The organism is Paenibacillus sp. A3, from assembly GCF_001399685.1.
Taxonomy (GTDB): Bacteria; Bacillota; Bacilli; order Paenibacillales; family NBRC-103111; genus Paenibacillus_G.
Genome location: NZ_JTHN01000050.1, coordinates 1 through 24,136, shown reverse-complemented (window position 1 = coordinate 24,136; position 24,136 = coordinate 1). Strand labels below are relative to the sequence as shown.

Sequence of the window (24,136 nt, the reverse complement as noted above, 5' to 3'; positions counted from 1 at the left end):
AAGAGGTTAAAGATGTTTATACCAAATATATGATTAGGAAGATCGATTAATATGATTCAAAATAATTTACTTGTTGTCACTATCATTGTACTTGTGATGGGCGTTCAACTTAATTTTTTCTTCAACTCGGTTTTTGGTAAATCAACCAAAAAAAAATACCGATTCATTTACTTCATTATCATGATGTTGCTCGGTTACCTATTTCTAGTTATTCCCGTCTCTCCTATTTCATCTTCGATTCTACCCTTGCTTATGATATTTAGTTTTGCGCAATCTTATAAAGTAGAATTTAAAACCAAGTTCACTTTTTCAATACTTTACGCTGTTTTAATGACTTTTGCTATTTTTATATCCTGTTATCTTTTTTATACCCTAGATTCAGTTGACATTAACTTTGATCCTGTAAATGAACAAGATCAAATAGACAACACGAAAGCTATTTTACTCAGTTGTGTGATCATGTTTGCGATCATTCAGATCATACGACTAGTTGCAAAACGCAGAAGTTCATCTTTGGATAATCGTTACTACGTATTATTCTTGGTTGTTCCTATCGTAAGTATATACCAGCTGAGTATTCTAACTCATAAGGATGTTTATTCTTTGATTTCCGTTATTGGATTAATTTTTTTAAACGTGATGATTGTCTATATTTTTGATAATATCGTTGATAAATTTCAATTCATGCATGAGAATACTCAGTTGCAACATCAGATGGACTATCAGGATGCGAATTATGAAAAAGTCGTTCACAGCTTCAAATCCATTAAAAGAATCATTCACGATACGAATCAACAGTTTTTGTATATTGAAGAGTGTATTAAGCGAAATGAGCTTGCAGCAGCCATGGAACATATTAAGACTACATTAAATAAAGTCGAGGGAGCCTACCACCGGGTGAATACGGGGAATCTGGTTATAGATGCTCTTGTCACAAATACGCTAAATATTGGACAAGCCAATGGCATAAGAATAGATACGAAGCTTAACTTATGTTCACAAGAAGTCCATATTGACCGTTATGACTTATGTGTTGTGATTGGAAACATGCTAGATAACGCAATAGAAGCTTCTAAAAAGTTGAAAATCGCAGAAGATAGGTACATTCTTATCAAAATACATTCTACCGAGTCTACCCTTCTCATTCACATCTTGAATCATATGGAGAATGAAGTTGCCCACTTATACAGCCACAAACCAAACCCGGAATTTCATGGTATTGGATTAACCAATATAGCTAGAATCTGCGACAAGTACGGTGGTCATATGACCATTGAAACGGAAAATAAAGTATTTAATAATATGGTCCTCCTGCCATTTTAAACGAACAATCCTTGGACAATATGTTGTTCAGGGATTGTTTTTTTCGTTTCAGGGCTTATTTAAATACAGCAGCCTTCTTCCATGTATGATGAATTGGGGTACATACAATCTAGAAAGAAATTACGAGGAGGAATGAATAATGAAGAAAATGGTTTCTGTAGTAATGACCGCTATGCTTATTGCCATACCGGTCACCTCTGCTTTTGCTCAAACGAGCCCGACTACTGTAAAAGAAAGGGCACAGGTGCTGGCTTCGAAGCTCCTTTCCGTCTCTGGTGCAAGTGGTGTGCAGTATGCCATTATGGATAAGGGATCCATTGTTTTATCAGATAACGCCGGTGTAAAAGATAAAGCTTCCAAAGCTCCGATCACCAAAGACACTATGTTTGGTATAGGTTCGATAAGTAAAATGCATGTATCTGCTGCAACGATGATGCTAGCTGATGCTTATGAAATTGATATTGATGAGCCACTTACAACGTATATCGAAGACTTCAAAATGGCAGATAAAAGATATAAAAAAATTACACCTCGTATGTTAATGAATCATTCGTCAGGGCTTTACGGTACTCACCTTCCGAATAGTTCTTTATTAGATGACAATGATACAATAGTCCACGATGAATTATTGAAGAAGTTACAATCGGAACATTTAAAAGCAAATCCAGGTGAGTTTTCCGTTTATTGTAACGATGGGTTTGATTTGCTTGAAATCATGATTGAACGAGTGAGCGGTATGAGCTATAAAGAATTCCTTGCGAAATATGTGAGCAAGCCTCTGAATTTAAGCTCAACTAAAACACCACTTGATAAATTTGATAGAGAAAGGTTAGCCAAAACTTACTTCCCTACGATGGATCAGGCTTTACCCATTGAGAATGTTAACACCCTTGGGTCAGGCGGGCTCTACTCAACTGCAGAAGACGTAACTAAGTTTGCAGATATGTTAATGGGTAATCGCACGGACGTTCTATCTAAACAATCAGCCAAAGCCATGCAAAGTCCTGAATATAAAAGAGGAATATGGGTTTCTGAAAAAACGAACGCCTTTAACTATGGTCTTGGTTGGGACACGGTCAGCTTGCCAGAGTTTGATGATTACGGAATAAAGGCATTATCCAAAGGTGGAGACGTCACTACTTATCACGGTTCCTTGATTACAATACCAGAACATAATATTTCTATGGCTGTGCTTTCTTCAGGAGGGTCTTCAGTATTCAATCTTGCATTTGCAACTAAAGTTTTATTAGAATACTTAAAAGACAAGGGGCATATTAAGGAAATTCTACCCGAGAAAACATTTAAACCTGCCTTGAAGGTGAACATGCCGTCTGAATTGCTTTCTTATGCTGGATTATATGTTACAAGGGATTCAACCATAAATATAGAGATTAAGGACGGAGAGATTGATTTACCTGCACAATACGGAGGGTTGATACCCGCACAAACCTATGTGTATACGGGCGATGGACAATTCAAAAGCAAAGATGGCAGTGCAACAGTAAGCTTTGACAAACAAACAAATGGAAAAACATATGTGAAGCTTAACGCCTATGCGAATTACCCAGGATTAGGTCAGTCCATGATGGTGTTCTATGCCTATCAAAAGCTGGATTCCAATCCACTCCAACAAACAACTAAAAAGGTATGGGAAAATAGAAACGGAAAAAGTTATTATGCGGTGAATGAAAAGATAACTTCTGTCTCTTATCTGGCCGCGTCACTGATATCTAAGAAAATATCCGTTGATATGGATCATGGATACGCAAATGGAACTAAAATTGTTAATGAGAATCAAGCAGTAAATGTTGTCCAAATTCCAATTGTGGCGGGAAGAGATGTATTTGATCTCAACTTTTATAAAGAAGGACATACGGAGTATTTAAAGATTGATGGATTCTCCTATATCAATGAAGATGCTATTCAACCCATTAATGAAGGGAAGGATTCATCCTTCAGCATACCATCCAATGGTCAGGCTATATGGTATAAAATTGATGAAAAATCAGCCAATCGAGTCATGAACGTTAAGACTTCGGCAAGTGGGGGATTTGCCGTTTACGACAAGAATGGAATGTCTGTGAACTTCTCCAAGGCAACTAACAATCATTCGGTAGTACTGCCTGAAGGTGGGATGATCGTTTTTGGCGGAAAAGCGGGTGATGTATTTAAAATTGAATTGAAGAATAAATAGATTTCTCCGTACATTTTAAACAAACAATCCTTGGACAATATGTTGTTTAGGGATTGTTTTTTTCGTTTCAGGGCGGTTTTTAATACAGCAACCTTCTTCCATGTATGATAAATTCAGTAAGTACAATCTAGAAAAAAATTACGAGGAGGCATTAATAATGAAGAGAATGGTTTCTGCAGTAATGACCGCTATGCTTATTACCATACCGGTCACCTCTGCTTTTGCTGAAACGAATCTAGTTACTGTAAAAGAAAGGGCACAGGTGCTGGCTTCGAAGCTCCTTTCCGTCTCTGGTGCAAGTGGTGTGCAGTATGCCATTATGGATAAGGGATCCATTGTTTTATCAGATAACGCCGGTGTAAAAGATAAAGCTTCCAAAGCTCCGATCACCAAAGACACTATGTTTGGTATAGGTTCGATAAGTAAAATGCATGTATCTGCTGCAACGATGATACTAGCTGATGCTAATAAAATTGATATTGATAAACCACTTACAACGTATATCAAAGACTTCAAAATGGCAGATGAAAGATATAAAAAAATTACACCTCGTATGTTAATGAATCATGCGTCAGGGCTTTACGGTTCTCACTTTCCGAATAGTACTTTATTAGATGACAATGATACAAAACTCCACGATGAATTATTGATCAAGTTACAATCGGAACATTTGAAGTCGAATCCCGGTGAATTTTCCGTTTATTGTAACGATGGGTTTGATTTGCTTGAAATCATGATTGAACGAGTGAGCGGTATAAGCTATACCGAATTCCTTGCGAAATATGTGAGCACGCCTCTGAATTTAAGCTCAACTAAAACACCACATGATCAATTTGATAGAGAAAGGTTAGCCAAAACTTACTTCCCTACGATGGATCAGGCTTTACCCATTGAGAATGTCAACGCCATTGGAGCAGGCGGGCTCTACTCAACTGCAGAAGACGTAACTAAGTTTGCAGAAATATTAATGGGTAATCGAACGGATGTTCTATCTAAACAATCAGCCGAAGCTATGCAAAGTCCTGAATATAAAAAAGGAGTATGGGTTTCTGAAAAGACGAACACTTTTAACTATGGTCTTGGTTGGGACACGGTTAGCTTGCCACCGTTTGATGATTACGGAATAACGGCATTATTCAAAGGTGGGGACACCGAAAGATATCACGGTTCTTTGGTTACAATTCCAAAATATAATATTTCTATAGCTGTGCTCTCTTCAGGAGGGGCTTCACTATTCAATCTTACATTTGCATCTAGTGTTTTATTAGAATACTTAAAAGACCAGGGGCATATTAAGGAAATTCTACCCGAGAAAACATTTAAACCTTCCCTGAAGGTGAACATGCCGTCTGAATTGCTTTCTTATGCTGGATTATATGGTACAAGGGATTCAACCATAAATATAGAGATTAAGAACGGAGAGATTGATTTACCTGAACAATTAGGGGGGGTAATACCATCACAAAAATATGTATATACGGGCGATGGACAATTCAAAAGCAAAGATGGCAGTGCAACAGTAAGCTTTGACAAACAAACAAATGGAAAAACATATGTGAAGCTTAACGCCTATACGAATTACCCAGGATTAGGTCAGTTCATGATGGTAATCTATCTGTATCAAAAGCTGGATTCCAATCCACTCGACCATACAACTAAAAAGGTATGGGAAAATAGAAACGGAAAAAGTTATTATGCGGTGGATGAAAAGATAACTTCTGCATATTATCTGGCCACGCCAATGATATCAAAGAAAATATCCGTTGATATGGATCATGGATACGCAAATGGGACTAAAATTGTTAATGAGAATCAAGCAGTAAATGCTGTCCAAATTCCGATTATAGCCGGAGCTAATGTATTTGATCTCAACTTTTATAAAGAAGGACATACGGAGTATTTAAAGATTGATGGATTCTCTTATATCGATGAAGATGCTATTCAACCCATTTATGAAGGGAATGATTCATTCTGCATCATACCATCCAATGGTCAGGCTATATGGTATAAAATTGATGAAAAATCAGCCAATCGAGTCATGAACGTTAAGACTCCGGTAAGTGGGGGATTTGCCGTTTACGACAAGAATGGAATGTCTGTGAACTTCTCCAAGGTAACTAACAATCATTCGGTAGTACTACCTGAAAGTGGGATGATCGTTTTTGGCGGAAAAGCGGGTGATGTATTTAAAATTGAATTGAAGAATAAATAGATTTGGAGCCCTGAATTTTATGGTTTAGTATGGTTCTCCTACCATTTTAAACAAACAATCCTTAGACAATATATTGTTTAGGGATTGTTTTTTTCGTTTCAGGGCGTTTTTTAATACAGCAGCCCTCTTCCATGTATGATGAATTCAGTAAGTACTGAAAGCCGAACGGTCATATCTCGATTTGGGATGATCGGATTATAATGAGCTTACGGTACTTTTTTGTTATACTAATGAAATGAAAAGTCATAGCAAGCGTAGAGAGGATTGTTCGTTATAAATCATTCGATATTCATTATGGAAGATGATCAAGCTATTGTAGAAATGGTTGAGACTTATTTAACGAAAGAAGGATATGCGGTGACCGTTGCCGGGGATGGCGACGAGGGACTTCGGAAATTCGAGCAGGCGCAGGGGCAATTTGATCTGTTACTCGTCGATCTTATGATGCCCAAGATAGATGGAATGGAAGTCATCCGCCGCATTCGGGCTTACAGCCATGTGCCGATCTTGATTATGTCCGCGAAGGACAGCGACATCGACAAGGCGTTAGGCCTCGGGTTCGGTGCAGACGACTACATTGAGAAACCTTTCTCGATGATCGAATTGTCTGCGAGACTGAAGGCGATCATCCGGCGGGCGACGCAATACGCGAGCGTTGAGACGAAGGTTGCGCCGAAGCATAACATCCTGAGCATGGGCGATTTACGGATCGATTTCGATAATTTCGCCGTCTTCAAGCACGAGGAGCCGATAAAATTGACATCCAAAGAGTTCGAGATTCTGCGACTATTCGCAGCGCATCCCAATCGCGTCTTTACGAAAGCCCAAATTTACGCGAAGGTATGGAACGATGAGTATTACGGCGACGAGAACGTCATTAATGTTCATATGAGCAGGCTGCGGGACAAGATAGAAGATAACCCGTCAGAGCCGCGGTATATTAAGACGCTATGGGGTATTGGCTACAAGTGGGAAGGTCGCTAAGATGACGCTCATTCTATTGATGATAATCGCGATTCTTATCTGTTTAGTCATGTATCAGGCTGTTAATCGCGTGGGCCATCGCAAGCAATTGCGCCGGTTGCGATCAGAGATCGAACGCATATCATCCCTCGCTACCCATGAGAAGTTATTGCTCATGACGAACGACCGGGAGTTCAAAGCGCTGCTGATGGAGATCAACCGGCTCTTGGAGGCGCAGCATCAGATGTACTCTAACTATGCCAAAATGGAAATGTCGATGAAAAAGATGGTATCGAATATTTCGCACGATCTGAGGACCCCCTTGACCGTCGTACTGGGTTATATTGAGATGCTCCATCTCGATCCGGCGATGCATGCAGAGGAGCGCGAACGTCTGCTGGGCAAAGTGTATGTCAAAACCCAAGAGACGTTGGTGCTCATTCATGATTTCTTCGATTTGGCTAAGCTGGAGTCCGGGGATCAAGTTATGCCGATGACCCGAATTCTCATGAATGAACGTTGCGGCACGACGATTCTGGCTTATTACGACATTCTTGCGGAGCAAGGTTACCTCGTCCATATCGAGATCCCGGATCATCCGATTTATGGCTTCGGTAATGATGAGGCGCTGCACCGCGTGCTGAACAATCTGATCTCGAACAGCATTCAATATGGCAATCACGGCAAGCAGCTCGGTTTGACGCTCCGGGAAGATGAATCTTCTGTCTATGTGGATATATGGGACCGGGGAAAGGGCATTGATGCGATGCATATCGATCATGTGTTTGAACGGATGTATACGCTGGAAGATTCGCGGAATAAGTTCTATCAAGGCAGCGGATTGGGTCTTACCATTACGAAGCGGTTGGTGGAGAGTATGGGCGGGTCCATCCACCTCCGCAGCAAGCCTTATGAGTTAACAGTGTTTACCGTTCAATTGAAAAAAGTACAATACTAGCTCATGAACTGAGGAGGGTTAACTCATTTCATGAGTTTTTTCATGAGCATCATCGCACATAGAGTCAGCTTAAGAAATTCGTAAGAGTGAAGTAAGAAAAAAGAAGATTACGTTCTGTAAGATATAGTTATGAGAGAGCGAGAGGAGAAAAGAGTATGGAGCATATCGTACGAACGAATCGATTGACAAAGGACTTTCAAGGGCAGGAAGTCGTCTCGAATGTCAATATGAATATGAAGAAAGGCGAAATCTACGGATTCTTGGGTCCCAACGGCGCAGGAAAAACGACAGTGATGAAGATGATTACGAATCTCGTCAAGCCGACGAGTGGGGAGATCGAGATATTTGGAGAGAAGCTAATGCCGAATTCCTATCATCTTCTGGGACGCATGGGAACAATTATTGAATACCCGGTGTTCTATGATAAGCTGACAGCCCGCGAGAATCTGGAACTGCATTGCGATTATATGGGGTACTACAACAAGAAGGCGATTGATGAAGCGCTGGAACTTGTGAATCTGGTCGATACGGGCAAGAAGAAAGTAAAGACCTTCTCGCTCGGCATGAAACAACGCCTGGGGATCGCCCGCGCTATTACCACCAAACCGGAGTTGCTTATTTTCGACGAACCGATCAATGGACTCGATCCGCTAGGGATCAAAGAGTTAAGAGACGTATTCCGCATGTTGTGCAAGGAATATGGCACGACGCTATTGATCTCCAGTCACATTCTAGGCGAGATCGAGCAAATTGCGGATACAATTGGCGTCATTCAAGGCGGTCGGTTACTGCAAGAGATTGCGATGGACGAAATTCGCCACGAGACGACGAATTACATCGAGATCATGACGACGGATTGCAGCCGAGCTGCTTATGTCTTAACGGATAAACTTCAATTGAACAATATCCGAGTCATCGACAATCAATTCATACGAATCTATGACCAGCATATGGCGCAAAGCGAAATTACTAAAATCTTGATCATGAACGAAGTGGTTATTGATTCGATTCATAAACGAAGCGGCTCGTTAGAGGATTACTTTTTGCAAGTGTTGAATGGAGGTGGAGTACATGCTTAATTTGATGAAGCTGGAGCTAAGAAAATTTAAGATTATGGGGTATATTCGCAGCGCTGTGATCGCTACTCTGATCATTTTCGGATTCATGATATTGGTAAGCTATTCGCCGAAGATGCACGGCATAAACGTATTTGAAGATTATAGCAGCGTGCTTTCTAAGATAGGTGTACTTGTGAGAGGGACATTTACTATTTTCGCGGCCGTCTTGCTGGGGCGATTCGTCATCGATGAGTTCAATCATAAGACGATTACCGTCTTGTTCATGTACCCGATCAAACGTCATAAAATCATTGCGGCTAAGCTTATGGTCGTGATCGCGTTCACCTTTCTATGTATCGTGGCTTCCACGATTATTTTGAGTACGTTGTATTTTGTCGTCAACTCATTCACACATTTCGTATCGGATGAACTGACGCTGACGCTCGTGTTGCAGCACGTTGCGAAATCAGGCTTCTATGCGCTGGCAGCAAGCTTCACGGCGCTGATTCCGCTCTACTTCGGGATGCGCAAATATTCTATTCCGACGACCATTGTATCCTCCGTCATCATGGTGTTGCTGACCAGCTCGGACGGTGGCGGATTCAGCTTGAATGACATTATTATCGTTCCAATTCTGCTAGCCGCGATTGGCATAGCGGTCGGATACATGGCGATTCGCAAAATTGATCAAATCGATATTCGTTAATTTGGGAGAGTATATTTCAACACATCTCATGCAGAAGAAAGGAAGATAAACATTTTGAATAGCAACATGAAGTTAGCTATGATTCTCCTGGCCGCTGCCAGTATCGTACTCGCCGGATGTACGAAAGAATCCTCCGTCACTAGTACACCAAGTTCGTCCCAGCAAAACTCTTCAGTAAAAGGGGATAATTCTCAAATTGATGTAAATAACATTCATTCCCTAAAAATCAAGAGTGACGTTGCTACAGTTACAGTCATAGGCGACAAACAAATCAATCAAGCAGAATGGGAACTATCCAAGGACAATTCAAAAGATACCAACGTGACTACGTCGATCCAAGATGGAACATTACTGATTATGCTTAAACAGAAACAAAAGATAAGCATAAATACGGGGCCATTGCCATCGTTAACAATCCGTCTTCCTTATAAAGACTTCAACTCCCTTGAGATAGATAACGGACTTGGCAACATATCCGTTGAGTCAGAATTGTCGGTCCAACACTTAAATGTGAGCTCCAGTACCTCCGGCGACATCACCGTAAAGGATGTAATTGGCAAGAAAAGCAGTAACATATCTACTAACCTTGGTAAAGTCGAATTCGATCTACCTAATCAACTAGCACCTCTAAATGTAAGTCTATCAGCAAAACTAGGGAATATTGATAATCAGGTTTCTCTTGAAAAAGCAACAAATACCAAAACGGTTGTTTCCAATGAACTTCATGGATATGTGGGTGAGGCTCAATCCGAGAGTGCAACGCTCAACATTTCCACACAGACGGGCGAAATTCTGTTCAAAAAATGAAAAGAGGCCTCACCCGACCTTACCATGCAGGATATATTTTTGTACTTGGTGTCCAAATTATCGGAACCGCTACTAGAACAATAGAACAGCCTGGGGAAAGCAGACCAAAGTCTGCCTTCCTTTTTTCTTTTTCATTCATTACTTCGATTTTTGTTTATAAATTCTTGTTCCAATCACAATTAACGCAATTGAGAGTAGGAAAATTGGAATTCCTGTATTGAGTTTCTCATAAAAAGAAGAAATTGCAGCCGCAATTATGAAAAGGAATGTTATGCCTATCAATACCAAGTCAGCTTTCATTGGACTACTTCTTAGCACAAGCTTTACACCAAGTACGATAACCAATGCAGACAATAAAAGAAATCCGATGATTAGCGCTGTTGGTCCAAACATGTTCCATCCCTCCTTTTATTGTAATTATATTACATTAATTGTTTGGGGTCACTTCATAGTAAATGGCTGATGAACGAGCTGCAGAAGGCTTCGGGGCAACTGGAGCAATAGTAAAAACCCCCGTCGGCATAGCGAAGGGGAAAGCAAGTTATTTAGCCCGCTTTTTTAGATTGCTTCATCATACTCAATACAAATGCAGCAATTAAAACCATAATGAATATGCTGCTCATTATCATTTTTCCTTGATAAACCTGTTGAAAGAGCAAAATTCCCATGAGAATGAAAGAAGCAACAATGTAAGGGACGTTTACCGAAAACCTTTTGAGCAGGAATTTTAAAACCAAAAGCCCCAAAATCGCATACCCCAGCATCATGCATAGCATGATCGCTGTGACCGAGAGTATCACCTTGTCACCCTCCCTTTTGAAAGGAATTAATTGGTGTTAATTGGGTAGTAAGCCATGACATGTGAGTACCAGCAGCAAGGCATATATAATAATCAATACCCCCATCAGCTACGTTGGCAGGGGGCCTTCGCTGGTGCTTCCAGGCTTACGCCATCTATCATTATGACAATTTAATCTCTTTGATCTCACCGTTCTCTGTATCAGCACTAAAAGTTAAATGATAAGTCTTTCCTGAATTTTCGATAGTATATATCAGATGCCACCCACCGTATGCTTGATCATTGACAAATTGGTCAGGCTCTCCAAAAATTTTCTTAACGTTGGAGGTGGTTCCTTTCCAATCTAATACCGTAGGTTTAACATATATAGAAGTTGCTTGACTAGACTCTTCAAGCTCCTCCAATTTTAAGATTGTTACCAGTTTTTCGTTTTGACCATCTTTAACGACGAAGTTATTTGGAAATTCAAATATAAAGCCATCATACCTAAGTTGAAATCCGTATTCTCCAGTGGTTTCCCATATTTCTTAATGATTTCACTCTTAGTTGACTTAACTGAAAGATCAACTCCCTTTAACTTCCCCTGTGCAGCCAATTTCCAAATTTCATTTTGTTCATTTTTTTGACGATTTATAGAGGATGTTTGTTGTGGTTGCTCCTTCTGCTCGTTTTTAGTGGAGTCCGTTATAGGTTGCTGTTGGCTGCATCCCCAAACAAGTGCTAATGCACAGGCCATAAAAACAACTTTACAGTGTCTCATATGGTCTCCCCTCTCCCTTTATTTACAAAATAAACCATATCATATGAACAGACCAATCGCAAATGCGATTGGTCCATTTCGCGTTAAAAATTAATTCATTCATTTTTACAACGAAGAAAGAGCGCAAAGAAAGCTAAACAAGCTGACGCCGGCAGAGTATCAACGTCAGCTTGCAGCCTAGGGCTTATTTCAATGTCCGCTATTTGGGGTCTTGACCACGCTGGCGGGGGTGCTTTTCAAACTTTTCAGACTTTATTACTCTTCCATTTCATTTAGCTCATCAAGTGAAATCTCTTCCGGCTGATAGTTTTTTAGTGAATAGTTATTCCAATACCAAAAAAAAGCACCTTGGGAAACAATAAGTCTTTCAAACCATAATTCGAAATTAAGATCAATTGCTTCGTATTCATGGCCGATAGTTGCGCCTTCGAATAAATAGTCTTCCCTGCCCTCCTTGACCCGAGACGAATCAATAAAAATAATGATTTGGTCATACTTCGCAATGGCATACAGGTTAGGAGGCAGTTCATTTTGTTCCGAGTATTCCATAATTTCCTCCAAGCCAAAAATATACCAAGGAGGATTAACATACTCTGACTGGTCTTGAAATAATATCGCGCCATCGTGCATTTTTAAGAAATCGATGTAACTCGTTGGTAAGAAAAAGCCTGTCTCTTTTACAAAGCTATAGATTTGATCTGGCGTAGCGGCTTTGTATAAAGCACAAGTGCAGGGCTTAAGATAACCATATCCTCGTTGAACCCATTGGATTGGTTGTTTCGCCAAACGAGCCTTTAAGCTTCTCAAGGTCAGATATATAATTTTGTTCATTTGTCGTAATTCCACCAATTCGTAAATTGATAATGTTTATCCGCATACAAAGGAATTAAAACCTCAATTAACATACCCATAATTTATACTCACTGGCTGGCGAATGAGCTGAGGAAGGCATCCAGGCAACTGACACAATAGTAAAAACCCCCGTCGGCATAGCTGACGGGGGAAAGCAAACTTTTTAGTTTACTTTTTTAGACTTCTTCGCAAATATCATCCTCAGCGCAAAGCCAGCAATCAGAATCAAAATGAAATTTGTGCTGGGGATCACTCTTCCCTGTTGAATTTGCTGAAAGAGCCCAAGCCCGATGAGGATAAAAGAAAATACAATGAAAGGAACATTCACAGAAAATCTTTTCAGTATAAATTTCAGAGCCAAAAGAGACAAAATCGAATATCCCAGTATCATGCATATCATCACGGCTGTTACTGAGAGTATCACTCGTTCACCTCCTTGTCATTACGGGTTTGAAGTGACATTGATGAAGCCAACATAATGTATATTCAGTGTAACACCATTTCCTTTATTTTCAAAATTGATTTTGTTGGCAAGAAGACCAACACCCAATGACACGGCATAAGCGATAGCTTGCACAAGCTTTGTCGGAGGAGTAGGGATCAAACCAGAAATTGCCGCAGCCGCTGCCATTACGGTACCGGATTGCGTTAGATTATATGCGAGGTTAGCGGATTCTTGTTGAGTCAAAGTCAGTGCATAACCCCACCAATAAAAGCTACCATAGGCCGCTGGCGAAATCTGAGAACCGCTCGGAATCGTTAGCTGGGATTTATCAACCACAAGCGTTCCATTAGCGACCTTGATATCTCCAACAGAAATGGCTTTATTTAGTGAAGCGACGCCTCTCTCGTAGACCTCAAAAGTTTCCTTTCCTACGACATTGACAGCGTTTTGGTCAATGTGAAGCAAGCCATCTTCCCCTGTTGTAATATATGCAGACATGGCGGAAATGTTCGTCAACACGTTGTTTTTCAGGTTTTTGTCAACCTGAACTTGGCTGAAATCTTGCGACACAGTAGCAGCTTGTGCAGGTGTCACCAAGGCGACGGAGCTGACGAGCGCAGCGGCGAGAACGGCGTTTGCAGATACTTTCCAAAACTTTTTCATGGATATTCCTCCCTTTTTTTTCTGAACAATTTGTGCGCATCAAATTGAACAATCTAAAAATATCATAATGTTACAAAATATGGGATAGGAATTGGTGTTTATTTTTTATTCTCTTGATTACTTGATATAAGCAAAGTAATTACAGTGATTACCAAACAACCGCTTCTACTTTGTAAAATTTTATCGAATCGCTGTATTTCATGTAAGAATTAGGCGATTATCGAAAAACAGTTCATTGTCAGATGAAACTGACTTTGCTATAATTAACAAATGTAAAATAATAGAATAAAAAGGAAGGTTGTGTATATGGTGGATATTTTAAATCACAATAAAACTATCTCCGATATCATCTTCCAACTTAGAAAAGAGAAAAAATTGACATATGCAGAACTTGAGAAGATAGCGGGCGTGGGTAAACCTGTACTTCAAAAACTCGAAAAAGGATCAACCAAGCGTCCTGAATTTAAAACGGTCAAGGCGATCACGAGTGCTTTCCCTGAAATTTATCAAGAACTCATAGAATGCTACATCGGAATAGAAAATCGAACGGAAGTTTTATATGAAGTTCTGCAAGATGTATTGTCAAGTGAGAAGCCATCGCTAGCTTCCAAAGTCGCGTTGCGTTTTCTTGAAAACCCGAGCAACGAAACGGAAGACTCTTTGCAACGACTTTATTACTTTACGCAAGAGGTTAGTGATTCTAGCTTAAGATTAGAACTGTATAATGTCATTGTGAAATATTCGAGAAAGCATGGCGTTATGAACTATATTGCGAAAGGCTTGCTACAGAAGTATTTGATTGAAAGAGCAGATTTCAAACGTATTGACCAATCATTCCAACAAGGACTAGAAATCGTGCATTATACTGATTTCTTAACTAACGATGAAAACGTAATCTATCACTATAGGATGGCTTTACATGCTTATGCTATAAAAAAATATAGGGAATGTATACAGTTTGCTGAAAATGGATTTGTGTTAGAGAGAATGCAATCGGAATTAAAGGCGAGAGTACATTTATCTCTGATTCATTCTTACTCAGCTTTGAAAAACTATGATAAAGTTGAAGAGTTATTAGATATTTTTGAAAAATACGAGTATGATTTTGTTTACGAGGCGGCTAAAATTACAAGATCAATAACCAAAGCAAGAAAAGGGGAATATGATACTGCAATCCCTCTACTTGAAAATCACCTTAAAGAATGCAGCCAGCAGTTTCGATTAAATATCTTCGACGAGCTTTTGGAGATTTATTTAAAGATAGATGATTTGGATGCATGTTCGAAACTTTTAGAAAAAGAGAATGAAATAATGAACACGGGTCCTAAAGACCCTAATATTTACAGATCGCTAGGGAAGTATTATCGACACAAAGGATATTATCAGGTATCTATTGGTTTAATAGATGAAGGAGTAAAAAGCTTCGTTACTAGTGTCCAATATTTAAAAAGGATTAATGCCTTTGAAGAAAAGGATATATATGTATTTTTACTATTTATCCAAAACTCAATAATACTTAATCAGGGACTTTATGGATATAATTTCAACGAGGCATATAAAAGCATGGTACAAAAAAATCTCTTATTGTTAAATGAGAGAGGAAAGTGATTTATGAAGAAAGCTTTTCTTTTTCTTTTGTTCTGTTTTTATCTTTAAGTGGTAGTTTTTCCTAAAGTTGTTCAATATAAATTGATATAATAAAAGGAAGATCATATATATGGCTGATATTTTAAATCACATCAAAACTATCTCCGATATCATCTTCCAACTTAGAAAAGAGAAAAACTTGACATATGCAGAACTTGAGGAGTTAACGGGTGTGGGTAAACCTGTACTTCATAAACTCGAAAAAGGATCAACCAAGCGTCCTGAATTTAAAACAGTAAAAGCGATCACGAGTGCTTTCCCTGAAATTTATCAAGAACTCATAGAATGCTACATTACAATAGAAAATCGAACGGAAGTTTTATACGAAGTTCTGCAAGATGTATTGTCAAGCGAGAAGCCATCATTAGCTTCTAAAGTCGCGTTGCGTTTGCTTGAAAATCCTAGCAACGAAACGGAAGACTCTTTGCAACGACTTTATTACTTTACGCAAGAGGTTAGTGATTCTAGCTTAAGATTAGAACTGTATAACGTCATTGTGAAATATTCGAGAGAGCATGGCATTACGAACTTCATTGCGAGGGGTTTATTGCAGAAATATTTGATTGAAAGGGCAGACCTGAAACGTCTTGATCGAACGTTCCAAGAGGGCTTAGAAATTATACATTATATCAATTTTTTAACTAACGAAGAAAAGATAATATATTATTTTAGAATGGGATTACACGCTCATAATACGAAAAAATACAGGGATTGTATTGAGTTTTGTGAGAATGGGATGGTGCTTGAAAAAAATGAATCAGAATTAAAGGCGAGAGCACATCTGTCCATGATAAATTCTCATTTGAGATTGAAAAATTACGATAAAGTTGAAGAGTTACTAGACGTTTTTGAAAAATACGAGTATGACTTTGTTTACGAAGCTGCTAAGCATACACGTGCAATAACAAAAGCAAGAAAAGGTGAATACGAAATTGCAGTCCCCTTACTTGAAGAGAATCTTAGGGTGTTTAGCCCGCGGTTTCGGTTAAATATAGTAGACGAACTTTTTGAGATTTATTTAAAGATAGATAATTTGGATGCATGTTCGAAACTGTTAGAAAGAGAGAATGAAATAGTGAACACGTATCCTGATGGCCCTAATGTTTACAGAGCGCTAGGGAAGTATTATCGACACAAAGGATATTATCAGGTATCTATTGGTCTAATAGATGAAGGAGTAAAAAGCTTCGTTACTAGTGTACAATATTTAAAAAGGATTAACGCTTTTGAAGAAAAGGATATATATGTATTTTTACTATTTATCCAAAACTCAATAATACTTAATAAGGGACTTTATGTATATAGTTTCAACGAGGCATATAATAACATGGTACAAAAAAATCCCTTATTCTTAAATGAGGGAGGAAAGTGATTTGTGAAGAAAGCTTCTCTTTTTCTATTTGCTGATTCAATAATATAGATTGAACAAATGGACAGGCATATTTGCCTGTTTTTTCTTTTTAAGAGTAAAAATGTTTCTCGTTTCTTGGATTAAATGGAAAATGAGAAAGATGATTTAGACTTATATTATGAAAAACGTTTTAGGAGGAGGAGCGGTGAATAGTCTAGTAGCAGATTGCAGCGACGAAATATTACATCACGAAATGAAAGCCATCGTACAGAAAATGGACAGGGCAGTGCAACAAGGTGAAAGCTTAACGAGTGAATCGATAGTTCGATTGAGTCAACAATTAGATACATACGTTTTAATTGCTCAAATTCGAAAAATGCGGTGTGTGAGCTAGAAATCGTTATGGTTTGAGGTGTGTTTATGCAAGAGGATCGAAGAACTGGAATTGTTAGAGTGGTAGACAATTTAGGTAGAATCGTAATTCCTACGGAGCTTAGGCGTATGTTGAATCTTGATCCCAACGTGAAGACAGAGTATTTCTGCGATGATAAGAGAAAGGCGATTATGGTTTATAGATATCACTGCAATGAATGTTTGTTTTGCTCAGGTAAGGAACAAACCATTTACTTCAAAAAATTTTATATTTGTATGCCCTGTATTCAAAGCCTTCCGGCGCTTCAAGTGTTCTTAGCGCGGGTAGAACGTGAACGAGTCAACGAGAAAAAAAAGAAAGTAATTACCAAAAGAAGAAAAGAACTATTGGATCGACTGCACAAAGCGATGAAGGAAAATCCAGAAGCTTCGCAGAGAAAACTAGCCGAAATCTTAGGAGTTTCACAATCATGGGTTAGTCAATTGATTAGGAACCAACCTATAGATGGGTCGTCGGGTGTCGGGTGCTAAACACCATATAACAGGAGTCCTGAATGTCGATCCGGGGTTCCTTTTATTTTCTCAAAAAAAATGTAATCATGTTGTGGAAACGCCCGAAAAAGAACAGACTGATTCTAAAAAGCCAATATGGTAATAATAGGTCCGCAATAAAGCAATGGAAGTCCGTCACGCCGCTTTCGACGTCCAAGGATTGACATTACGCCGCACCGTCCTTATAATTTGGTTGGTTGACCAACCAAGACAAGGGCGGGATCGGATGAGCACACAGGAAAAAAGAAAACGATTGATCGATGCGGCTTATAAAGTATTCGTCAAAAAAGGGTACCTCAACGCTTCGATCAAAGATATTGCAAGCGAGGCCGGGATGACGTCGGGGCTGGTTCATTATTACTTTAAAAATAAAGAGGAGCTGCTGCTTTCTGTACAGGAAGAGGTCCAACAGCGTTACCAAAAGCAATACGACGGGCAGCCGGATGATGCCGCAACCCCCGAAGCCGTGCTGCTCGAAATCAAATCCAGAGCGGAAGACAATCCCGACTGGTACCGCTGGCGGTATGAGCTGTATTCGCTCGGGATGAAAAGCGAGAGCGGTCATCTGGAACAGGAAGTCGCGTCGATTCTCAAGAGCGGGAGGGAGAGCCTTTCGGCGCCGCTGCAGCACTTGGTGGGCGATTCTGCTAACGCCTCGGCGATTGCAAGTATCCTATTGGCCTGCTTCGACGGATTGGCGCTACAGAAAATCGTCGATGACGAGTTTGATCTTGACCGGTCGTATCGATTGTTGATTGAGCTTCTCGGGCTTTATGTAAGCAAGTCCGAAGGGGAGAGCAGATGAAAAGGATAGTCATCAGTCTACTCCTCTTCCTGCTCGCGGCTCCTTCTCTTTCTCTAGCCGCCGAAGGCCGCGATACGGCTCAACAAATTGACGCATTTATGAACGAAGCGCTGGCGAAATATCATATTCCCGGGGCCTCGCTGGCGGTCGTGCATCGCGGGGAGACCGTCTATCAAAAGAGTTGGGGGACCATGAGCGACGGATCGGCCGTCACGGAGGACACGACTTTTCTGATCGGCTCGGTCAGCAAGCCTCTGACGGCTCTTGCCATGATGATGTTGGCGGAGGAAGGCAAGCTCAAGCTGGATGAACCGATTGAGACGTACATTCCTTGGTTCACATATCAAACGGACAGCGGGAAATCGATAACGGTGCGCCATCTATTGGAGCAAACGAGCGGGATCGGCGCTTATGAAGGCATGAAGGTGACGGACAGGGAAGATCGCGATCGGGAAAAGGGGATTGCGCATGCCGCTGCGGAGCTAAGTGGGGTCAAGTTGAGCCGTACTCCGGGTGAGGCCTATGAGTATAATTCGGCGAACTATTTGCTCTTGGGGGCTATTGTTGAAGCGGTATCGGGCCAGCCGTTCTCTGCATTTATGGATACCCGTGTCTTTTCGCCTCTTGGCATGAACCGCACGACAGCCGATTACGAAAGCGCGGCTAGCAAAGGATTCGTGCCCGGTTATCGTTCATGGTTCGGCAAGCCGGTGAAAGGCGACGGGCTGTACGATCCATCGGGAGCGCCTTATGGTTATATGTCCTCAAGCTCAAGGGATCTGGCCAAATTCATCAAATTCATGTTATACGGCGGGGAATTGATATCGGAACAAGGTCTGAAGCAATTACGAACGCCGCCGGAATCTAACAGACGCTATGGTCTGGGCTGGCACTTCCCCAGATCGGGCGAGAGGTATCCTTATCATACAGGGGCAACGCCGGAATATAAATCGGAACTGTTCTTTATTCCCGAGCAGGAGCTGGGCGCCGTTCTTCTGATGAATAAATACCACGAACTGGAAGCCGTCGCGTATTTAAGCATCATGGAGGGAATCCGGTCCATTATGAAGGGTGAGAAGCCCCATTTGGCGGAAATGAACGCCAGCACGCAGTGGATGACGCTCGGGGTTGTCATTTTGTTTGCTGCGGTATCCGTCCTCGGTATCATCCGCCTGCAGCGCAAAACGGCGATAAATAAACCATTGTGGGTCTGTGCGGGTGCGCTTTCTGTGATCATTGCCGCCGCGCTTATTCCGTTATTTACCTATAGTATGGGTATCTCGTGGAGAACGGTCGGCCTCTTCCTTCCGGACGTCGCATTTCTCGTCCTATGTCTCATTGGGGTATTGGCCGTGCACGGTCTGGCAACCTTTCTCTTCCTTGCAGTGAAACGAAAACGGTAACACCTTAATATCCACCGAGGAAAACCGACATTTTAAATGGAAGAGGCCTCTGACGACGTCAGGGGTCTCTTTTGGTTCTTAAACCATGATAATTTTTCTGAAAAAGGCACACTATGAAATTAAAAAAAGAAGGTATATATTGACAAATTAAAATTACAAGTGTAATATTACGTATGTAATATTTGGAGAGGAGGTAAAGCCATGTCCAATGTTCCCAAAATTTCAGAATCGGAATGGGAAATTATGAAGGTTATTTGGAGTCAAAGCCCTTTGACCGCTGAGCAAATCGTTCTCCAACTATCCGACAAGATGGAGTGGAGCGATCAGACGGTTCGAACCTTTATTAACAGGCTTTTGAAAAAAAAGGCGATCGGTTTTGAAAAGTCGGGAAGAAGCTATCTGTATTTCCCGTTAGTCTCTGAGAAAGAATGCGTTCGGGCCGAGAGCCAATCGTTTCTCAAAAGGGTATTTAACGGGGCGGCCGGTATCATGGTAACGAATTTTTTAGAAGAAACCGACTTATCGCAACAGGAGATTGATCATCTTCATCAGATTCTGACGGAAAAAAGAAGAGAAAAAGATAAAGGAACGCAGGCGTAGTGAAGCTGCACCCCAGTTAAGAGGTAAGCTTATGGACATTTTATGCGGCATTTTTCTATGGTTTTGTTACTCGACCTTGGCGGCGAGCGCTGTTGCGCTATTGGTCATGGCGATTCAAGCCTTGTTTCGTCGCCATATGAGCGCCCGTATGCGGCATGCGCTCTGGCTGATTGTGTTGATTCGGCTGCTTCTGCCTGATTTCCCCAACAGCCCTTTAAGCTTGTTTAATATGCTCCATTTGACTTCCGGCATGGAGAAAGCAGTTTCGGAAGTCCTCCCTTCCGGAGCCGACACGCCGCCAATCGCAGCACCCGAGAATAGTCAGGAGAAAGCACCTCTGTCCACCCAGAATTACGCGCCGTCTCAGAATAACGATCTGCTTCCGGCAGCCGTTGCGCCGCAAGAAGCCGAAAAACCGGCACCGTCTTCTACAGACAGATATCCGTTAGCCCTAAAAATCGTATCGGTTGTATGGCTTGCAGGAACAGTTGCAATCCTTGGCTACTTATTGGCTTATATGTGGAGGATCGGCGGAAAACGTAAGACGCTCCAGGCGGTTAAAGATCCGCGGATCTTGTCCGTGATGAATGATTGCAGAAAAAAATTCGGCATTCGAAAGCCCATTCCGCTGCTTACAGGAAACGAGATGAAAAGCCCGTATATTTCCGGGGTGATCCATCCGTGGATTTATGTTCCCGAAGCGCTTGGAAGTCGGCTCAGCGACGCTCAGCTGTATCATCTTTTATCACACGAACTGGCTCATTACAAAAGAAAAGATATCGCTTGGAATATGATCGGAAGTTTTGTTCTGGCGGTTCACTGGATCAATCCTGTGATATGGATATGCATGAAGAAGATGAAAGCAGACAGGGAACTGGCTTGCGACGCCTATGCGCTGGAGGTTCTCGGAGAAGCCGAGGCCATACCGTACGGGATGACGATCATAGAATTTTTGAAGCTTTATTCCGCCAGCCGCAATCAGCCGAGCTTGCTGTATTTCTATGGGTCCGACGACCGGCATCAAATGATAAGGAGAATTACGATGATTAAATCGTTCAAGAAAGGAACGTATAAGCTTTCGTCCATTGCCGTCGTATGCGTTGCTGTCATGAGCGTCATGACGTTAACCAATGCGGCCGAGCCGGGAACCGCCGATGCTCCGAAGCAGTATGCGGAACACTCCGCGGCAGTTGTCAAAGACGGAAAGCTTGTCCCTTCCTCGGGCCAAACCTTCAATACGTTGGAGGAAGCGGTTAAGGCAGCCGATTTTACGTTCAAGGTCCCGGATGGGCTACCGAAGGGATACCGCTTGGAAGAGGCCAGACTCAGCCGGAAGAGCGCCGAGGAAAGTAAGTGGAATGAAGCACAGTTAAGATTTGTAGAAGGCAACAAAGAGGCTGTGTCCGGCACTTTCGATTTCTTAGCGGTGGAAGGTGGAGCCGGCCTAGAAGCCACTTATGAGACGATTGAACAATCGGTTTTAAACAACAAAGCAGGCGGATTTTCGATTGGACAAGGGTCTCTAAGGATGATGAAGGGATTATGGGCCATGAAGGTGACTGTAAAAAACTCCGGGCAAAGCGAAAGGCGCTACTACGTTTGGGAGGAGAACGGGGTTCAATATCAGATTGAAGTGACAGGGAGCCTGTCGGATCAAGACATTATAACGATCGTCTCCTCGATGAAATATCCGGAAAAGGCCTGATACATGGAGCAAGAACCATCATCATACATCCCGAGGGGAAGCCAATGGCTTTCGGGTCATCAAATCGAATCAGGAAAGGATTGTTGCAGATGAATTCCGCAATAAAGAACAAGAACAAAAAAATTCGCAGGTTGCTTGCGATCCCTATGGCCGTTTTGCTCGCCTTCGGCGCAATGGGGGCACCCTCTGCTGCGCCCGCAGCCATGGCAGCGAAGGGTGCCGAGCAACCGGGCTCCACAGAATCTTTATTCAAGCTTTCCAGCGACTGGGGGCTGAACCAAGCCGCCGATAAGGGCTTGGTGACCAAAACCAATCAAAGCGTTACGAAAAACGGCGTTACCATTACCGTGAAGGAGGTCATGTTTGACGAGGCGCAATTAACCATCGGCTATGTGAGGCATGTCGCTAAAGGACAGGAAGACCGTTCCTTTATTCCGGTTATTTCGTATGGCGACAAGATGCATACGTCTGGTTTTGAATCTGTCGACATTGATGATCAAACGAGCGCATATTTCCTGAAATTTACCAATATGGGGCAGTTTCCCGATCAGTTCGACGTGAAGCTTCAAGAAGTTCGTTCCCCTGATCAGCCTTGGCAAGCCGAGTGGGAGCTCTCCATTCCGGTAAAGAAAGTCACGAAGGGAACAACGGTGCTTAAGCCGATGACGACAAAGTCTTCCGGCGACACGTCGTATACGGTCAAGGAGATCGCTATTACTCCCAGCCGGACTGCAATCAAGTTTGAGCTCAAATATCCGAAATATATGGACGATGGCCGTTACTTTCCGTCTATGAAACTGGAAGATGAAACGGGAACGCTCTATGAAGGGTACCCAAGTTTCATCAACTGGAAGCCCACGGACGACGGATATTCAAGGGAATGTGTTTACTTGTTCAGCCCTTTTCAAACGGTTCCTAAGTCGATGAAGATCGGATTTGTCCACGAAAAGCTGTTAATGTATCATGAAGCGAAGCCGGAGATTTTCGAAGCGGCTGTGGAACACAAACCGACTGCCGAGAAGCCGATTGTGCTGAAAAGAAACAAGTCGGGTCTGGTGAAAATTACCGATATCCGCTATGGCAAGGATAAGACCGAGGTTCGTTTCCAAACGGAGGGTCCCGACCCATACAGAGTAAGCTTGGAGCTGGTAGCGGACGGCAAGGCATGGTCTGCGCCGGCAAAACTGCTTGATCCGAAAACTTATACGTTTGTAACGAAATTCCCGGCGCTCCCTTCCAATGCTAAGGTAACACTCACTTCATCCGAGGTACACGAAACGAAATATGTGCCGGAGCTGGCGATGACGATTCCGGTCAAGCCTTAATGTAATCGGGAATCTTCAGGATTGATTTTTGAACTGTAAGAGGTACTGCCCCAAGGTCTAAGTGTACCGTCCGGGCAGTACCCTTTTATATAGACTTAGGTCCTTCAGTAAAAAATCTTCGTAGCTGAAAATAGAACTCAAATTCAAACTGTATGGAGTACGTGGGAAATAAAGAGACGACCTTTCCAGAAAGTACGGCATTTCTGATAATGCGGCCTCGAAATGTGGGAGAAAAATGAGATGTTGATGGAATTGAAAGCCCGCATGTTTTAAAGGACCGAAGGCTAACGGCCTTAGCTACTCACTTGATGTTCCGAATCGTACTTAATTTAGTAAATTCATCATCAATAAAATTCGTTAATTCGATGAATTTAATCTGTTCATCGATTTGCGCTAATACGGCCGAAGCTTCCTCCAACTGTTGGACAAGGTTATTATAGACGTTAATTTGAAGCCTGCTCTCTGTGACTTCAATATTGTCCAATTGTTTTTCCAAAGATAAGGGTATCACGGCCGCGGAATCTATGCTTTGACTTAAAGCTGGCTGATACGGCTGTTCATTAGCAATAAACGAAGCTGGAATATTGCTAGGAACCTGAATATAAGAAAAAGGCTGCACAGTGGTTTTAGCTTTGG

24 protein-coding genes are annotated in these 24,136 nt (G+C 41.7%); 18 read left to right on the top strand and 6 right to left on the bottom strand.

Features of this window, described 5'->3' with window-relative positions; translation table 11 throughout:
- Nucleotides 1-51 precede the first annotated feature (51 nt).
- The 8 genes from QJ48_RS07670 to QJ48_RS07635 all read left to right on the top strand — a co-directional run bounded on the left by QJ48_RS07670 (nt 52) and on the right by QJ48_RS07635 (nt 10,221).
- The gene (locus tag QJ48_RS07670) at nt 52-1,323 is read left to right on the top strand and encodes a sensor histidine kinase (protein WP_054973050.1); all 1,272 of its coding nucleotides are present in this window, start codon (nt 52-54) and stop codon (nt 1,321-1,323) included.
- A 139-nt stretch (nt 1,324-1,462) separates the two neighbouring features.
- Complete coding sequence (locus QJ48_RS07665; protein WP_054973049.1) at nt 1,463-3,517, top strand: serine hydrolase; 2,055 nt, start codon at nt 1,463-1,465, stop codon at nt 3,515-3,517.
- 157 nt (nt 3,518-3,674) lie between these two features.
- Nucleotides 3,675-5,729 (top strand): serine hydrolase, encoded by a 2,055-nt coding sequence (locus QJ48_RS07660; protein ID WP_054973048.1) that lies wholly within the window; start codon nt 3,675-3,677, stop codon nt 5,727-5,729.
- A gap of 273 nt (nt 5,730-6,002) precedes the next feature.
- Nucleotides 6,003-6,713: a response regulator transcription factor gene (locus QJ48_RS07655; RefSeq protein ID WP_054973051.1), complete on the top strand. Its 711-nt coding sequence runs from the start codon at nt 6,003-6,005 to the stop codon at nt 6,711-6,713.
- Between the two features lies 1 nt (nt 6,714).
- Complete coding sequence (locus tag QJ48_RS07650) at nt 6,715-7,650, top strand: HAMP domain-containing histidine kinase (RefSeq protein WP_054973047.1); 936 nt, start codon at nt 6,715-6,717, stop codon at nt 7,648-7,650.
- Nucleotides 7,651-7,805: 155 nt separating this feature from the next.
- On the top strand, nt 7,806-8,729 hold the full coding sequence (locus tag QJ48_RS07645; RefSeq protein ID WP_054973046.1) for an ABC transporter ATP-binding protein: 924 nt from the start codon (nt 7,806-7,808) through the stop codon (nt 8,727-8,729).
- Nucleotides 8,722-9,414 carry an ABC transporter permease gene (locus QJ48_RS07640; protein ID WP_054973045.1) on the top strand — a complete coding sequence of 231 codons (693 nt, stop codon included), beginning with the start codon at nt 8,722-8,724 and terminating at the stop codon, nt 9,412-9,414. Before QJ48_RS07645 ends, QJ48_RS07640 begins: the two co-directional genes overlap by 8 nt.
- Before the next feature lie 54 nt (nt 9,415-9,468).
- On the top strand, nt 9,469-10,221 hold the full coding sequence (locus tag QJ48_RS07635) for a DUF4097 family beta strand repeat-containing protein (RefSeq protein WP_054973044.1): 753 nt from the start codon (nt 9,469-9,471) through the stop codon (nt 10,219-10,221).
- Between the two features lie 138 nt (nt 10,222-10,359).
- Here QJ48_RS07635 and QJ48_RS07630 read toward each other — a convergent pair whose 3' ends face one another.
- The 3 genes from QJ48_RS07630 to QJ48_RS07620 form a co-directional block, all read right to left on the bottom strand.
- Nucleotides 10,360-10,614 (bottom strand): hypothetical protein, encoded by a 255-nt coding sequence (locus tag QJ48_RS07630; protein ID WP_054973043.1) that lies wholly within the window; start codon nt 10,612-10,614, stop codon nt 10,360-10,362.
- A 152-nt stretch (nt 10,615-10,766) separates the two neighbouring features.
- Nucleotides 10,767-11,021, bottom strand: coding sequence for a hypothetical protein (locus QJ48_RS07625; RefSeq protein WP_054973042.1), 255 nt, complete (start codon nt 11,019-11,021; stop codon nt 10,767-10,769).
- Nucleotides 11,022-11,435: 414 nt separating this feature from the next.
- The gene (locus tag QJ48_RS07620; RefSeq protein WP_054973041.1) at nt 11,436-11,780 is read right to left on the bottom strand and encodes a hypothetical protein; all 345 of its coding nucleotides are present in this window, start codon (nt 11,778-11,780) and stop codon (nt 11,436-11,438) included.
- 97 nt (nt 11,781-11,877) lie between these two features.
- Here QJ48_RS07620 and QJ48_RS39465 point away from each other — a divergent pair, with 97 nt between their 5' ends.
- Complete coding sequence (locus QJ48_RS39465; RefSeq protein WP_369126840.1) at nt 11,878-11,961, top strand: IS3 family transposase; 84 nt, start codon at nt 11,878-11,880, stop codon at nt 11,959-11,961.
- A gap of 74 nt (nt 11,962-12,035) precedes the next feature.
- On the opposite strand, the gene QJ48_RS07615 is transcribed toward QJ48_RS39465, so the two are convergent.
- On the bottom strand, nt 12,036-12,611 hold the full coding sequence (locus tag QJ48_RS07615) for an SMI1/KNR4 family protein (RefSeq protein ID WP_054973040.1): 576 nt from the start codon (nt 12,609-12,611) through the stop codon (nt 12,036-12,038).
- A gap of 463 nt (nt 12,612-13,074) precedes the next feature.
- Entirely contained in the window at nt 13,075-13,740 is a 666-nt protein-coding gene (locus QJ48_RS07605) for a hypothetical protein (RefSeq protein WP_054973038.1), read from the bottom strand.
- Nucleotides 13,741-14,046: 306 nt separating this feature from the next.
- Here QJ48_RS07605 and QJ48_RS07600 point away from each other — a divergent pair, with 306 nt between their 5' ends.
- From QJ48_RS07600 to QJ48_RS07560, 9 genes are all read left to right on the top strand, one after another.
- Entirely contained in the window at nt 14,047-15,348 is a 1,302-nt protein-coding gene (locus QJ48_RS07600) for a helix-turn-helix domain-containing protein (protein ID WP_082420398.1), read from the top strand.
- A gap of 109 nt (nt 15,349-15,457) precedes the next feature.
- Nucleotides 15,458-16,759, top strand: coding sequence for a helix-turn-helix domain-containing protein (locus QJ48_RS07595; protein ID WP_063858039.1), 1,302 nt, complete (start codon nt 15,458-15,460; stop codon nt 16,757-16,759).
- Nucleotides 16,760-16,916: 157 nt separating this feature from the next.
- Entirely contained in the window at nt 16,917-17,132 is a 216-nt protein-coding gene (locus tag QJ48_RS39355) for a Spo0E family sporulation regulatory protein-aspartic acid phosphatase (protein ID WP_082420397.1), read from the top strand.
- Nucleotides 17,133-17,158: 26 nt separating this feature from the next.
- A complete protein-coding gene (locus tag QJ48_RS07585) occupies nt 17,159-17,641 on the top strand; it encodes an AbrB/MazE/SpoVT family DNA-binding domain-containing protein (protein ID WP_063858038.1) in 483 nt (160 codons plus the stop codon).
- Between the two features lie 247 nt (nt 17,642-17,888).
- Nucleotides 17,889-18,467 (top strand): TetR/AcrR family transcriptional regulator, encoded by a 579-nt coding sequence (locus QJ48_RS07580; RefSeq protein ID WP_054973035.1) that lies wholly within the window; start codon nt 17,889-17,891, stop codon nt 18,465-18,467.
- Nucleotides 18,464-19,870: a serine hydrolase gene (locus tag QJ48_RS07575; protein ID WP_054973034.1), complete on the top strand. Its 1,407-nt coding sequence runs from the start codon at nt 18,464-18,466 to the stop codon at nt 19,868-19,870. The genes QJ48_RS07580 and QJ48_RS07575 overlap by 4 nt, the downstream gene beginning before the upstream one ends.
- A 201-nt stretch (nt 19,871-20,071) precedes the next feature.
- Complete coding sequence (locus tag QJ48_RS07570) at nt 20,072-20,470, top strand: BlaI/MecI/CopY family transcriptional regulator (RefSeq protein ID WP_054973033.1); 399 nt, start codon at nt 20,072-20,074, stop codon at nt 20,468-20,470.
- Nucleotides 20,471-20,501: 31 nt separating this feature from the next.
- Nucleotides 20,502-22,175 carry a M56 family metallopeptidase gene (locus tag QJ48_RS07565; RefSeq protein WP_054973032.1) on the top strand — a complete coding sequence of 558 codons (1,674 nt, stop codon included), beginning with the start codon at nt 20,502-20,504 and terminating at the stop codon, nt 22,173-22,175.
- Nucleotides 22,176-22,264: 89 nt separating this feature from the next.
- Entirely contained in the window at nt 22,265-23,500 is a 1,236-nt protein-coding gene (locus QJ48_RS07560) for a DUF4179 domain-containing protein (protein ID WP_054973031.1), read from the top strand.
- Between the two features lie 301 nt (nt 23,501-23,801).
- Here QJ48_RS07560 and QJ48_RS37385 read toward each other — a convergent pair.
- Nucleotides 23,802-24,136: hypothetical protein (locus QJ48_RS37385; protein ID WP_054973030.1), on the bottom strand; the 335-nt coding region annotated here is incomplete at its 5' end.

Bases quoted from the DNA above. Each gene is read 5' to 3' on its own strand.
- QJ48_RS07595 (WP_063858039.1), top strand. From the start codon at position 15,458: ATGGCTGATATTTTAAATCACATCAAAACTATCTCCGATATCATCTTC.
- QJ48_RS07580 (WP_054973035.1), top strand. From the start codon at position 17,889: ATGAGCACACAGGAAAAAAGAAAACGATTGATCGATGCGGCTTATAAA.
- QJ48_RS07660 (WP_054973048.1), top strand. From the start codon at position 3,675: ATGAAGAGAATGGTTTCTGCAGTAATGACCGCTATGCTTATTACCATA.
- QJ48_RS07630 (WP_054973043.1), bottom strand. From the start codon at position 10,614: ATGTTTGGACCAACAGCGCTAATCATCGGATTTCTTTTATTGTCTGCA.
- QJ48_RS07615 (WP_054973040.1), bottom strand. From the start codon at position 12,611: ATGAACAAAATTATATATCTGACCTTGAGAAGCTTAAAGGCTCGTTTG.
- QJ48_RS07560 (WP_054973031.1), top strand. From the start codon at position 22,265: ATGAATTCCGCAATAAAGAACAAGAACAAAAAAATTCGCAGGTTGCTT.
- QJ48_RS07620 (WP_054973041.1), bottom strand. From the start codon at position 11,780: ATGAGACACTGTAAAGTTGTTTTTATGGCCTGTGCATTAGCACTTGTT.
- QJ48_RS07640 (WP_054973045.1), top strand. From the start codon at position 8,722: ATGCTTAATTTGATGAAGCTGGAGCTAAGAAAATTTAAGATTATGGGG.
- QJ48_RS07650 (WP_054973047.1), top strand. From the start codon at position 6,715: ATGACGCTCATTCTATTGATGATAATCGCGATTCTTATCTGTTTAGTC.
- QJ48_RS07585 (WP_063858038.1), top strand. From the start codon at position 17,159: ATGCAAGAGGATCGAAGAACTGGAATTGTTAGAGTGGTAGACAATTTA.
- QJ48_RS07670 (WP_054973050.1), top strand. From the start codon at position 52: ATGATTCAAAATAATTTACTTGTTGTCACTATCATTGTACTTGTGATG.
- QJ48_RS07600 (WP_082420398.1), top strand. From the start codon at position 14,047: ATGGTGGATATTTTAAATCACAATAAAACTATCTCCGATATCATCTTC.
- QJ48_RS07565 (WP_054973032.1), top strand. From the start codon at position 20,502: ATGGACATTTTATGCGGCATTTTTCTATGGTTTTGTTACTCGACCTTG.
- QJ48_RS07665 (WP_054973049.1), top strand. From the start codon at position 1,463: ATGAAGAAAATGGTTTCTGTAGTAATGACCGCTATGCTTATTGCCATA.
- QJ48_RS07645 (WP_054973046.1), top strand. From the start codon at position 7,806: ATGGAGCATATCGTACGAACGAATCGATTGACAAAGGACTTTCAAGGG.
- QJ48_RS07575 (WP_054973034.1), top strand. From the start codon at position 18,464: ATGAAAAGGATAGTCATCAGTCTACTCCTCTTCCTGCTCGCGGCTCCT.
- QJ48_RS07605 (WP_054973038.1), bottom strand. From the start codon at position 13,740: ATGAAAAAGTTTTGGAAAGTATCTGCAAACGCCGTTCTCGCCGCTGCG.
- QJ48_RS39355 (WP_082420397.1), top strand. From the start codon at position 16,917: ATGAAAAACGTTTTAGGAGGAGGAGCGGTGAATAGTCTAGTAGCAGAT.
- QJ48_RS07570 (WP_054973033.1), top strand. From the start codon at position 20,072: ATGTCCAATGTTCCCAAAATTTCAGAATCGGAATGGGAAATTATGAAG.